Source organism: Flavitalea antarctica (assembly GCF_054461535.1).
The window spans coordinates 26393-40228 of the sequence record NZ_JBTLQG010000043.1; the positions used below are offsets into that span (position 1 = coordinate 26393).

Consider the following 13836-nt stretch of genomic DNA (forward strand, 5'->3'; position numbering starts at 1 on the left):
GGTAAGGAATTTTTAAACGCATCTTTGGTTAAAAGTATCAGCGCTTTGCAAACAATTTCGTCCGGTGCTTCTTGCCCCACTCTCGCAGAGCAGCAATAACATTATCCAGCGACTTGCCATAATCCGACAAACTGTATTCCACAGTAGCAGGCCTCGTATCGTACACTGTTCGTATAACAAGCTGGTTAATTTCGAGATCCTGCAATTCTTTTGATAACATCCTTGGGGTTATTCCCTCTACATCTCTTTCCAATTCTTTAAAGCGTTTGTTGCCAAACGACAAGGCAATGAGAATAGGCAACTTCCATTTTCCATTGATGATGTCTAAGACATCTCTCACAGGCCTTATGTATTCTACGCACTCTTCTTTGCGACTTTTCATGACCGTAGTTTATGCTATACTGCAGTATACCGGTATACAACAGTATAGTGGTTACTAATATATAGTAAAGATATATAGGTTTGCTAACTCATTTCAAAGCAAAATCAAAAAACATGAAAGTACTTGTTTACGGTGCAGGCGGCTCACAGCAGTTTCCTGTAATAAAGGCGCTAAGAGACAAAGGCGCAAATGTGGTAGCCACAACACACCAACCACACAAGGTGAGTATGCTTAACGATGCCGGTGCAGAAGCAGTTGTTGCTGATATGGCGGATCCACGGCGATTATCCGAAATCTCAAAAGGTATCAACGCCGTGGCCTTTTTGGTTCCCTTTTTTCTGCCCAGCCCTCAGGATGGCTTCCAATATGCCAGGAACGTAATTGATGCGGCGGTAGAAAATAGTGTAGAGTTGCTGGTATGGAATACGAGCGGGTTTATTCCGGCAGCAAAAATTGGAATACCCTATATCGATGTCCGTATTGACATTGCCGATTACCTGAAAAAAAGCGGGGTTCCTCATATTCTTATTGAGCCTTCTGTTTATGCTGAGAATCTCCTGGGGCCCTGGACGGCGCCATTTGTAGAGGCAGAACGGGTAGTAACGTATCCTACTCCCGAACGAATGCCGGTGGGTTGGATAGCTACGGTTGATGTGGCGGCTTTTGTTGCTGAGGCGGTTTACAGCCCGCACCTGGCAGGCCATTCGTACCGGGTCAGCGGCGTTGAAAACCTGACCGGAGATCAACTGGCAAGAAAATTTTCCATCGGCCTTAACATGCCGCTGCAGTACCGTCAGATGCCACCAAAGGAATTTGGGGCAATCCTCGCAAAACTTTTTGGAGAGGGCGCCGGAAAAGATACCGAAGCCATGTACGAGGGAATTACACAAACCGGAAATTACCCTGTAATGTACAACCCTGCCATGCAGGAAGTCTTGCAAAAGCTTCCCGTCAATATGACGCCTATTGAAGACTGGGTCAGGCAAAATTTCAAAACGGAAAGCATCTGATACCGAAGACGACCTGGACAGGCAGCCCTGTAAGATTGGGGACGGCGGTGACGACTATTTCTCCCGCAATTTGAAATAACAGAAAAGCGGCCAGGTATGAGGGTGCGAACAAAAGCCCTGGAAGGCGCGCTTTCTGTCCTGCGAGGGCACCCAAAAGGCATACAGACCCTCCCGGTAAAGCGTCGAATTTACTTCGTCCGCCGCTGTCCACTGGCCTACCCAATAGTCGGGATAATTGTCCGAAAAATTTTGAAACGAAAACTTGAGCAGAAGGCGCTCTGCTTCTTCCTTATCAAAGCTGGCAACGCCTAAAAGAAATGGGTATTCCAGCGAAAACCAGATGCCGCCGTCTTCACCATCCGGTTTGCCTTTCCACAGTGGTTTTTCCCTTGTGCGGATACCAATTTTTTCAGGTGAAAGCAACTTGCTTTTTATGTATTCATACATCTCCTTTTTACGGGCTGTGGGTATTGAGGGAATCTGCAGGAGGTAGCTTTGCGGCTCGATACAAACGTTGTCTAACCCGAAACGCAGGTTTTTATTCAGGTAGGCGCGGGCCGTAAATTTTCGATCGCCTAAATCTTTGAAGAAGGCCTTTTCAATGGATCCATGGTATTCCGTGAGTGCCGTGATAAATGAATTCGCTTCAGTATTTTTTGAATCTCTCAATACCTGGATCAGCTTAGGCAGAACCGCCAGCACCATGGCCGAATTAAGGTGTGATTCCGCTGTGTTTGAATAGACATTGGGCGAATATGTGTGAAAAAAACTATCGCTCCAGTCGGAATTCAGCATCTTTACCAGGCCGTTTTCACCTGTCCCGATCTCGTCACGTAGGTAGACAAAGAATTTTTTCAGCACTGTAAGAACAGCGTCTTTATTGCGATGTTCGGCAGGGTAGTAAGCCACGAGTTCTTTAAGGAAAGCATAGTCTCTTGTAATCAGGAGGTATTCGGCCAGCGTGTTGAAGAAATACAATTGTTCATCGCTTTCTTTATATAGCGAGGGCGCTGTGTAGCCAAACCCATTATTACCACGTTTGATTTCGCCGTCTTCTTCTGCGTGTTTTATCACATAACGCAGAATTGATTTTGCCAGCTCAGGGTTGGTATAACAAGCCGGCAACGCTGCCTGCAGGTGATCACGATTGGAGATATTATCACCAAAGTAATAACTGTACACCGTACCCTGCGGAATTAACGTTTCCTGGTAATATTCGCTGTACTTGGCCGATGCCTCCATAACGTGTGCGTTCCACAACATTTCGCGTCGTAGTATTTCGTTTTTTTCTGAAGCAAGATCTGGCAACTTACTCTTCCATAAGGCGGCAAACAACCCTTCTCCCGCATTTGTGGCATCGGCGCCGCTTAGCAATTCGCTGGCAGATTTCTGCACAACGGTAAAGGCTGCTTCCCTGGTCAGACCAATAACAATATTGAACTGAACGACCTGGCCGGGTTGAAGGGTTGTCTTCACTTCTGTGGACAATGTGTCGCTTTCTGAATGGACACTTGCCTGGTAATTACTTCCCTTTGCAGTGTGCATGAACACCGACGGCGGGTCAACATCATATTGAAAGCGTTCAGTCTTTTTCGGGGCCACCAAAAAGGTAGCTGGTTTGTAACCAATGTCGGCGAGAACTGTTTGCCTGCTGTGATCGATCCTGATGGTTGAGCGATATCGAACCAGACGTTTTTCCTTCTCAGTGTATTGCGTGCCATTAAGAACGAAGCCAACAAGCATGCGTTCGTTATACGACAGCGTTTGAGCCATGGTGCCATTATTTTTCAACATGACGGTAATCACAAAAGCCGGGTGGCCGGTGTTTATTTTTTGCGAAGGTTTGACGGAGAGGATGCGAGTGCAGGTGATGTTGGCCGGAATGCGGTAGTTATAACGGGCAAAACCCGCGCCGAAGTATTTTTGGGTGGACGGATCAGCGACGATGGAGTTGACACCGACAAGTGCAATTTTACTTCCATCGCTGAAGGTGACGCCTGCGTCGTTCCACCCATAATTTGGCTGCTCCGCCTGGTTGATGCGTGCCCACGCCCTTTCAGACGTCAGCATCTGGTAAATGCCGCTAACATGGGTAATGAGCGTCGTGCGGTAATTGCCCAGTAAAAAATACGGGTCCTCCGGCAGGTTGGCATCAATACCATTTTTGTCTGAAGCCGTTACCGGCAATGCGCCGGTGTAGTTATAAACCGGCAACCCCTTCGCTGACCATTGCCAGTTGCCGTATTTCTGGGCTATTGTCGGTTGCGTAAAAAACAGGAGGAGGAACAAAGAGAAAACTGATATCTTCCTTGACATATTAGTATTGGTTCGTTGTGCCAGTTCTATAGTAAATTCCATCATCGCTATACGTCCATTATTGACGGTAACGTTCCCTCAGCAGATCCTTCATCCAGCAATTGATTTCCCATTGGCTGGTTATGGCTTCACCGCTGTAAGGCAAAAGCGCCTGGTAGGGAGGTGCACCATATTCAGGTGTGATAGTGAAAGTCCTGGCGCCGCTTTTTCGTTTGATATCCACCAGTGTATCCCACCAGTGCAGGTGTGCAGCCAGATTGGCGTCATTTTCCCGGCTCCTGGGGTCGATGACCTGAGGCCCTTCGGCGAAACCCACGCGGGCGTGGAGATGGTCAGCGTGACGAATGGCGAGGTCAACGGCCGGCTGCTGATCTTCCAGCAAACTTTCCGCTACGGCGCACCAGTGCGAAACGTCGAGCGTTAGTCTTATTTGGGGCGCTGCCTGCAGATACTGATGCGTGATGTGCGCGGCGAAAGACCATTTGCCCCGGTGCGTTTCGTGCAGGATGATGACGCCCGTTTCCTTACTGATTTCATCGGCCATTTGCATCAGGGCGAGGTTCTGCGCAACGGTGAAGTAGTCTTTGCCGGTTTGGGAATTAATGAAAAGTGGCTTCAGACCGGCAAGGCTGTACAAATGCTGACCGAAGATTTTCTTATGTTCTTCAAAATCACTTTCCACGGTTTGCCAATGCTGCCCGATGGCGAGGAGGCCATGCTCTTTCAAACCATTAGTGATTTCTTTTTTTTCCTCAGCCGTTATTGTGAACGGAAACCCGGTTTCCACTCCATCGTATCCCGCTTCTTTTACTTTTGAAAAGAATTCTTTCCAGGACATTGTTTCACATCCCCAGCGGGGGCAAAAGAAAAGGATTTTCATGCGCTTATGGTTGTTTAGCGATACTTAATTTACGGAACGGAACGGTAATTTTTCATTGTTCCTGAGCGAAACGTTACTTAACGTGCAACGTAATTTCTTTTTCCTTACTGAGGAAATCAGCGCCTTCCAGCTTTTTCACCCCGCTTTGCAAGAGCTGACTGTCAGCCACCTTTTAATCAGCTGGATACATGACAGGTTTTTCTCCCGGAACGGCGAAAAAAATCCCCTGCGAAGCAGGTAACCGTCAAGGTGAAAAGCCTGCTTTTGTTGTGGTGATAACTGATATTGCATAGCAATGTTATTAAGAAGTTGGATAAAGACCCAAAGCTACCGGCGTTTTGCAATGCAGACTACCACTCTCCGCGCCAATACCTATACTATTTGACCATCTTTTATTTGTTATGATTGCGGATTTTACACCGTCGCGAATTTTAATAGGCAATTGATGAAGGTGAAAAGAATGAAGCCTTCGGTCGATCGGAACCGCTTCGGCAGTTAAAAGGCAAAGGTCTTCCTCAAATCCCAGCCGGGTTAGGGTAGTAAGCTGCTTATCCTACTACTATCGGGTGACCAGGCACATACGTGCATGGCACCGTCATGTTGTTCTTATATCGGCCAAATATGCATAAACAAGTCTTTCCTTTCACTGTTTTCCCTGGAAAAATATTATCAAGACAAAGCATGAAAACATTCCACTTATTCATTTGCTTAATTTCTGCCACGCTATTTGCTTCGGCACAAACGCAGTGGCATGTTTCCGGCAAAGGCAATGATGACAACGACGGCAAATCGTCCTCAAAGGCCTTTCGCACCCTGAAAAAAGCGGCGGCTTTGGTGCAACCTGGTGATGCGGTGCTGGTGTATGATGGCGACTACGCCGACAACGATAAGGGCAATGGTAGCGCCGTGGTCACGCTTTCGGCTTCCGGGACTGAGCAGGCATGGATCACCTGGAAGGCGGCGCCCGGGGCAAAGCCGGTTGTGAGGCCTGCCGGTTGGGCAGGCATACTAATAACCGGAAGTTATAACATACTGGATGGAATAACCGTGACCGGAGCCAACGACTCGCTGGTACTTTCTGCAGCACAGGCGGAAGCAAAAAATAAGACCCCCGACCCGAAATATAATACCAACGGCATTTTTTTCAACGGCAGGAACCGCAAGGCGGATGAAAAGCCACATCACCTGGTCATCCGCAATTGTACGGTTAACAACTGTCCGGGCGGGGGAATCACCGGGATTGAGATTGACTACCTGACGGTTGAGGATTGCAAAGTCTATAATAATGCCTGGTTCATGCGTTACGGAGGCTCAGGCATTACGACCTTAAACAACTGGGCTTACGACGATGCACCGGGTTATCACATCATCATTCAGCGGAACCGGGTGTGGTACAACAAAACCCTGGTACCATGGGAACAGATTGGCAAACTGAGCGACGGCAATGGAATTCTGCTTGATGTAACTGACCAGGCACGCAACGGGGCGACTAATCCCAATGCAGATGCGGCCGTCAAGGTAACGGCCGATAAGCCTAAAACTGACACCGCTAAAGCGACGGCAGACAGTACTCCGCCACGACCACGCCGTCCGGAGTGGAAGGGCCGTGCGCTGATTGCAAACAATATCAGCGCCTTCAATGGCGGCTCCGGGATCCACACCTTTCGCACCCGGCATGTAGACATCATCAACAACACTACTTATCACAACGGCGCCATCGTAGGCTACCAGGAACTGTTCCCGAACAATTCTGAGGACATAGTTATTCTGAACAACATCATTGTGCCCCGGCCGGGCGGGAAGGTAACGTCGAACAATAAGAACACAAACATCCGCTGGGACTATAATTTATATCCACAGGCCCAAAATGTTATTAAAGGAGAACATGATATTGTGGCGGAGCCGTTGTTTCTGGGTGTCGGTTGTGATATGCATACAGCAGATTTCCGGATGGCAAAAGGCAGCAATGGATTGAACTCTGCAACCCCTGAACTCGCTCAACCAACTGACATTAACGGCAAGGCCCGACCCAAAACGACCGGCCGTGACCGTGGTGCTTATGAGCAGTAAAAGGGAATAACGACACATCGCCGCAGGATTAAAAGATAGAAGAAATGAAGAAACGATACCTTATAACAGCATGGTTCACCGCCGTAGTTTGCTGCACAAACCTGTACGCTCGCTTTTGGGATAGAACCGGGCTTCCTGCTGTATAACTGCACGGCAAGACGGCTGTATTATGAGGTAGCCAAATCGCTGCCGGTGATTGATCTTGAAAACCACGTCGACGCCGCGGCGCAAAAAGAATATGTTTTGTCATTTTCTTTTTCCTGATAATTTTTAATTTTGTCTGAACCTTCCGGTTTTTTGATTGTTCGTATCCAAATTGCCATTGGGCGAATTTTATGAGAAGAATAATTTCTTTATTGTTTATCTCCCTGATGCTATTGCAGGCCATCCCTGTGCTGCATTTGTTTTCTTCTCAAAAAGAAATTTTCTACGTTTACATCGATGAAGAAAAGCCAGAGGGTGCCAAAGAAAAAAAAGAAGGGAAGGAATATCTTTCAGTGAACGTCGTAAAAGTTTTCGTTCCTCCTTCAAAGACATCGTACGCTTTGGCGACTGCTATCTCGTATTCTCCTCCCACCCTGGGATTTCCGACTCCACCTCCCGAGTGCTGATATCCAGACAAGTTTGCAATCAGAATGCCAATCGAAGCGTTCTGACCTCCCTTGCATAGTATCCAGACATTAGTATTTATCCATAACATAACTGCATTTTTATGGCTCAGACTAATCCGTTGAGGCGGATTGCACAACTTGTGCGTGATGAAAAAACCGAAATCAGTTCCATTTATTTTTATGCAATCCTTGGTGGTGTAATCCAGCTTTCCCTGCCGCTGGGCATACAGGCAATTATTGGATTTGTATTAGGTGGAGCCATGTCGACCTCTCTTGTTATTTTAATCACACTGGTGGTAGCAGGAGTGCTGTTCAATGGCATGTTGCAGATGAATCAGATGAAAATTATTGAGCGCATTCAGCAAAAGATTTTTGTTCGTTATTCATTTGCCTTTACCACACATATTCCAAAACTCGACCTTCAAAAAATCGATGGTTATTATTTGCCAGAGCTGGTTAACCGGTTTTTTGATATACCGGTCTTACAGAAAAGCCTGTCCAAAATTCTATTGGATTTTCCATTGGCTATAACACAGATCATTTTGGGACTGCTGCTGTTAAGCTTTTATCATCCGGCATTTATTTTTTTTGGTATTCTCCTGCTTCTTTTGCTGGTGTTAATCTTCCGCGTAACGGGCGATAAAGGTTTTCAGACCAGCCTCGCAAAAAGCACATATAAATACCAGGTGGCTGGTTGGCTGGAAGAGATGGCCAGGGTGGTCAAACAGTTTAAGTTTTCTTCCCGGAACGGTCTTCACGAATCGAAGGCAGATGAAAAAGTAGTAGGCTATATCGAGGCACGCAAAGCCCATTTTTCGATCCTGCTTTTGCAATACAAAGTCCTCATTGCATTTAAAGTGATTATCACCGCAGCCATGTTGATAGTCGGATGTATTTTGCTGTTGGACCAGCAGATCAATATCGGGCAATTTGTTGCGTCGGAGATCGTGATCATCATTATCATCAATGCTGTTGAAAAACTCATCATTAACCTTGACAGTGTGTACAGCGCTTTAACTTCAGTTGAAAAAATTGCCAAGTTGCTGGACAAACCTGCGGAAAAAGAAGGCAGTTTTACATTACCCCCAGGTGCGCCCCCATTTGCCGTGCAATTTAGCAATGTCACTTTTGGATACCAGGAGGGTAGAACCATATTAAATGACGTCTCCTTCGCCATAAAACCGGGTGAGAAGGTCGGCATCACCGGAAAACATGGGAGCGGCAAAAGTTCCATCTTAAAATTGTTGACCGGCGCCTATGATGGCTTCAAAGGTTCGGTATTGATCAGCAATGTTCCTATTGGCAATTATAATCTCGGCCACCTTCGGTCGCAATCAGGAATTGTTTTGAGCGATCAGGATGTTTTTGCCGGAACGCTCTGGGAAAATATCTCGCTGGGCAATGAGTTCATAGACGTTGCTTATATGTCGGAGCTCGTGCAAAAAACAGGTCTGTCGTCATTTGTTGCTTCGTTGAAAGAAGGGTTTGATACCGAACTCGATCCAACCGGAAAGCGCCTTCCGAAGAATGTGGTCATGAAGATCTTATTGGTGAGAGCATTGGTTCACAAGCCAAAGCTTTTGCTGCTGGAAGACCCATGGCAGAGCATGGACGAAGAAACCGCCCGGCAGATACAGCATCTTCTTTTGTATGGAACTGATGCTACGGTGATCGTGGCAACCAATGACGATGCCTTTATCCGGGGATGCGACAGAACCATTGCCTTATCCTGAGTACTTAACTATTAATAGCCTGTTTATGAAACACGGTACCGCATACAACCACATTTATCTCCAGGGCAGGAAAAGCTATATCCGCTATTGGACCTATGGCATTTTCATTGTCTTTGTCATTTTACTTTTTTTACCATGGACACAAACGATTCGTGCCAGGGGCGCAGTGATATCCTTGCGGCAGGAACAGCGTCCGCAGCAAATCAATACCATCATTCCCGGCCGCATTATTAAATGGCATATTAAAGAAGGAGATTTTGTTGCCGCGGGGGATACCCTTGCACAATTGGCGGAAATAAAAGATGGATATCTCGATCCGCAATTGCTGGAAAGAACGAGGGAACAGATCGAGGCCAAACAAAAGGGAATAACTTCTTACCGAAGTAAAGCAGGTGCCGCTGAAACGCAGATTGGAGCACTGTCAACCGGCCTTCAGTTGAAATTATCCCAACTTCAAAACAAAATATTACAGTTACAGGCCAGGCTTCAGAGCGACAGTATTGAAGCGGCTGCAGCTGCAAACGAATACAAGATCTCTACGTTGCAATATAACCGGCAGCGTCAGATGTTCGACAGTGGGCTCGTGTCCCTTACTCAACTGGAACAACGCAACCAGGGTTTTCAGAATGCTGCAGCAAAAAAGCTAAGTGCCGAAAATAAATACATTGCTACGCGCCAGGAGCTGGCAATTGTGCGACTGGAGATGAGCGGGGCCGAACAGGAGTACGCCGAGAAAGTGGCGAAGGCCCAGGGCGAACGTTTTCAATCTCTCTCAGAGATCGCAACCGGTGAAGGAGAAGTGGCCAAGCTACAAAACCAGTACAGCAGTTACAGTATACGTAACGGCATGTATTATATTATCGCACCACAAAGCGGCCAGGTAGTACAGGCAAAAAAAGCCGGTATTGGGGAGATCCTGAAAGAAGGCGAAATGATCGTAAACATTGTCCCTGATAAAATACAATATGCAGTTGAGATGTTTATACGTCCCGTTGATTTACCACTTGTGCAACAAGGGCAGAACGTAATGTTTTTATTTGATGGTTTTCCTGCTATCGTATTCAGCGGATGGCCCCAGGCTTCATCGGGAACCTTCAGGGGAAAGGTGGTGGCTGTTGAAAACAATGTGAGTACCAATGGAAGGTTCCGGGTGCTGGTAGCTGAAGATCCAAAGGAAAAGTTATGGCCAAAGGAATTAAAAATGGGCACTGGTGCCAGCGGGCTGGCTTTGTTGAACGACGTGCCGGTATGGTACGAACTCTGGCGAAACATTAATTCATTCCCACCAGACTATTATAATCGGACAAAAGAACAAACCGAAAAAAAATGAAAGCTATAGTTGCAACAATAATTGGTTTGTGCTCATGGGCATTGGTAGCAGCGCAACAAACACTATCACTGGAAGAATATCTTGCAGTGGTGAAGAAGTATCACCCCGTTTCCAGGCAGGCCGCGTTGGGTGTTGACATTGCCAAAGCAGAGGTCACATCGGCAAGAGGTAACTTTGATCCGCAGTTCCAGAACACTCTTAATAAGAAAGAATTCCAGGGCCTGTTGTATTATGATCAACAGATCAGCGAACTAAAAATACCTACCTGGTATGGAATTGATCTTGTTGCAGGGCTGGAGAGCCTGAGTGGCGAGCGCACTTCAACTCCGGAAACAAAAGGTAACAGCAGTTATGTTGGCTTTAGTGTTCCCGTTGCAAAAGGACTGGTAATGGATGGACGACGCGCCGCATTACAGCAGGCAAAAATCTTTCAGCAACTTTCGGTACAGGAGCAACGCACCATTTTAAACGATCTCGTTTACGATGCGGCAAAGGCTTATTGGAACTGGTGGCAACAATACCAGGTACAGCAATTGTTTCAGCAAGCGATCAAAAATGCAGAACAACGATTCCGGCTCGTGAAGACTTCCTTCAGCATTGGCGAAGGACCTGCGATAGATACCGTGGAAGCACTGGCGCAGTTGCAAAGCTTCCAACTGAGGGCAAACGAAATTCAACTGGATTTTACCAATTCACAATTGAGCATTAACGTCTTTCTGTGGAAAGAAAACAATGAGCCCTATTCAGTGCCCGAGGGTGTTACCCCGCAAAGCACTATGCCTGCCATGTTTGAAAATATGCAGTTGGAGTCCCTGATGGAACAGGTGCAACGGCATCCGGAGTTGCAGCAATATCGATTCAAACTTGAATCTTTGCAGGTCGAAAAGAGGTTGAAATTTCAGTCACTTTTACCATCGGTTTATTTGAAATATAACCAGCTGATCCCATCTCATAATCTACAAAAGGCATTCAGCAGCCCATGGTTCGACAACGACTACCGTTATGGTGTGTCAGTATCCATCCCATTGCGTCTTTCAGAAGGACGTGGTGAATTCCGGAAGGCCAAATTAAAAATTGAACAGACGGAGTTGCAGCAAATCAACAAGCAGGTTTTGTTGGAAACCAAACTGGCACAGTATTATAATGAATGGCGCCAGCTACGGGAACAGATTGCTTTGCAGCAGCAGGCAGTTCAATCCTATGCAACCTTACAACGTGGCGAAGAGATCAAATTTTCAAACGGCGAGAGTTCGCTTTTCCTTGTGAACGCCCGGGAACTGAAAACCCTGGAAGCGCGACAGAAATTAATTGAGCTGCAGGGTAAAGAGCAAAAAGCTGTTGCCAACACTCTGTGGGCGGCAGGAACTTTAATTAATTATTAAGGCAGTTTTCAATTGATGGAAGCAAATGAAAAGATGTTGCAACTGTTCACTTTTAAGCCGGCCGGGATTGCAATTACAATACACAAGAGAAGTGCTGCTAAATAATAATTATGAGAAGGAGACCAATGGGATAAAATAATGTATATTCATTGTTCATTTTTTCATTAACGATTCAACACTATCTGATATCACACGGTAATTTCTATAGACCTTCCGGATTTTTTTCGCACGGTCCACTACGCTGATACGTCCCCTGTTCAAATCTGTCTGCAGCAAACTCTGATTAGAAGAAGATTGATTCATTCTTTAATCTTTTTCCATGCACGACAACCAATTGCTGGCTACGCTGGCAAAGCTTTGCGGTGACATAACGCTTGCCAATAACACAAACGCAGATGAAATCCTCCGGCTACAGCAGATACTGGCCACAGCTGTTACCAGTGATCCCAGTGTTACTGGGAGTAGTTTTCGGTTTGCAGAGACCGGAACCTTCTCATCGGAACAACTACCCACTACAGAACTCCAACAGCTGAGCACGGTGCTTAAAAAGATAGAAGATGCACCACAGTCAACAGATAAAAATATCCGTGTGTTCCGTCGGGAGCTGCCTTTCGTGAGTAGTCAACAACCGGGTAGCGTACCAGATTGGGGACGGGGCGGACAAATAACTGAAACCCTCGGACCATTTATCAACAATGATGGGATAAGGGTATGGTTTGACCTCTATCGCATTATCCCCGTAGTGCAGGTTTGGTTACAGGGAGGTATAAGACCTTTTATCCTCATCCCTTTACAGGTCAGGAACATACCTATCATAACCGGCCCGCGTGAATATAAGATTCCAAAGGGCAGTGTCTGGATCAGCGCAGATCTGTTTGCTGATGCTTCACCAGACAATCTCTACTGCGGATTAACAATAGCTGATGGTGAAATAAAGCTTAGTGGTGTATTGCATGTAAGCGCAGACAATAAATTAATCATCCCCGCAGGTATAACCGCATCTGTTTTGCTGAATCTCGAGCAAAAGGTCGTTAGCGATATATCACCAGATAATAACGGCATCGATATTAAAGAAGCAACCATTGAACTGCCCAAAACCTTAAGTATTTCAATTAGCCATACCAGTCGTACCATCGAAGCTGCAGCAGCAACATGGAATTTGTATGGCCAACCTGTTGCATTCAGCTATGATCCTGCGAGGCCATCGCGCTGGAACGCCGAACTTAACCGGGTTGCTATATCCTATAAAACTGATGTTTCATCCTTCGAAATACTCCAGACAAAGAGCCCTGTTTGCAGCATCACTGGTAAGGCTGCAATTGCAGATGCGGCCTGGGTCATATCTGCTGCAGCCATTAACATAGCCGGCCCGGTGGAGGCTGACGGCACAGGAGCAATGGCCATCGGCGTACTCAACGGCCTCGAAGCAATCTGGGCAGGATTGAAAGATGCAGCACTTGAAGAGAAAGGTACTATACAGCTTAAGAATGCCCTGGTAATGCTAATGCCCGGCCGCATAAATATTGCGACTCTTTTTGCATCGGCACCAACCGTGAGGCAACGATATAATCTCTGGGAGGATCCGCCATTAAATGGCAAGGATGCCATGTTGCAATACCTTGACCTCTTTTACTCAAAACAGTTTTATTTCTTTTACGACAGTTTGCAGAAAGGAACTGAAAACATCTCTACTCAAACAGCTTGCAGAGCTAATGTGAATAAACCGGTGAGGGTTGACGGAAGACCGTTTGAATTCGAAAGTCTTCAGACGATATTCACCTTAAACGTGAGCCAGGCAACACAGCTTGTAATGTTGTATGATAATGACATCATCAGGGATAACTGGAGCAAAACCGTGAAGATGATACCTGGTGCCGGGCTTCCCCCTGTTTCTTTTGAAAGCACAGCCATGGCATTAAACAATGCGTTGCTGACTATCTCACCAGTTTATGGGTTATTACTTTATGGCGATTTGAAAAACGATGATGAGTTTGATAAATGTCTACTCACCTTATCATTCGGCTTGCTCCAATATCTCCCCACCTTGCCGGACCCTTATGCCGCCAATGTTTCATTGTTACGTCGCCGCAAAGGGCGGGCTAACCATCAGCAGGATAATAAC

At 46.5% G+C, this 13836-nt stretch carries 10 protein-coding genes; 7 read left to right on the forward strand and 3 right to left on the reverse strand.

Annotation, left to right across the window (positions count from 1 at the left end; translation table 11 throughout):
- Positions 1–37: 37 nt before the first annotated feature.
- Complete coding sequence (locus ACX0G7_RS24290; protein WP_458926129.1) at positions 38–382, reverse strand: winged helix-turn-helix transcriptional regulator; 345 nt, start codon at positions 380–382, stop codon at positions 38–40.
- A 113-nt stretch (positions 383–495) separates the two neighbouring features.
- Here ACX0G7_RS24290 and ACX0G7_RS24295 point away from each other — a divergent pair, with 113 nt between their 5' ends.
- Entirely contained in the window at positions 496–1392 is an 897-nt protein-coding gene (locus tag ACX0G7_RS24295) for an SDR family oxidoreductase (RefSeq protein WP_458926130.1), read from the forward strand.
- A gap of 54 nt (positions 1393–1446) precedes the next feature.
- Here ACX0G7_RS24295 and ACX0G7_RS24300 read toward each other — a convergent pair whose 3' ends face one another.
- Together ACX0G7_RS24300 and ACX0G7_RS24305 are read right to left on the reverse strand one after the other, a co-directional pair.
- Complete coding sequence (locus tag ACX0G7_RS24300; protein ID WP_458926131.1) at positions 1447–3753, reverse strand: GH36-type glycosyl hydrolase domain-containing protein; 2307 nt, start codon at positions 3751–3753, stop codon at positions 1447–1449.
- A gap of 13 nt (positions 3754–3766) precedes the next feature.
- On the reverse strand, positions 3767–4588 hold the full coding sequence (locus ACX0G7_RS24305) for a sugar phosphate isomerase/epimerase family protein (RefSeq protein WP_458926132.1): 822 nt from the start codon (positions 4586–4588) through the stop codon (positions 3767–3769).
- 681 nt (positions 4589–5269) lie between these two features.
- On the opposite strand from ACX0G7_RS24305, the gene ACX0G7_RS24310 reads away from it, so the two are divergent.
- The 6 genes from ACX0G7_RS24310 to ACX0G7_RS24335 all read left to right on the forward strand — a co-directional run.
- Entirely contained in the window at positions 5270–6658 is a 1389-nt protein-coding gene (locus ACX0G7_RS24310) for a right-handed parallel beta-helix repeat-containing protein (protein ID WP_458926133.1), read from the forward strand.
- A 335-nt stretch (positions 6659–6993) separates the two neighbouring features.
- On the forward strand, positions 6994–7269 hold the full coding sequence (locus ACX0G7_RS24315; RefSeq protein WP_458926134.1) for a hypothetical protein: 276 nt from the start codon (positions 6994–6996) through the stop codon (positions 7267–7269).
- Positions 7270–7370: 101 nt separating this feature from the next.
- On the forward strand, positions 7371–9002 hold the full coding sequence (locus ACX0G7_RS24320) for a peptidase domain-containing ABC transporter (RefSeq protein WP_458926135.1): 1632 nt from the start codon (positions 7371–7373) through the stop codon (positions 9000–9002).
- A gap of 25 nt (positions 9003–9027) precedes the next feature.
- Entirely contained in the window at positions 9028–10332 is a 1305-nt protein-coding gene (locus ACX0G7_RS24325; protein WP_458926136.1) for an HlyD family secretion protein, read from the forward strand.
- On the forward strand, positions 10329–11714 hold the full coding sequence (locus ACX0G7_RS24330; protein ID WP_458926137.1) for a TolC family protein: 1386 nt from the start codon (positions 10329–10331) through the stop codon (positions 11712–11714). Before ACX0G7_RS24325 ends, ACX0G7_RS24330 begins: the two co-directional genes overlap by 4 nt.
- A 319-nt stretch (positions 11715–12033) precedes the next feature.
- Positions 12034–13836 (forward strand): hypothetical protein (locus ACX0G7_RS24335; RefSeq protein WP_458926138.1); only part of this gene is annotated, 1803 nt, incomplete at its 3' end.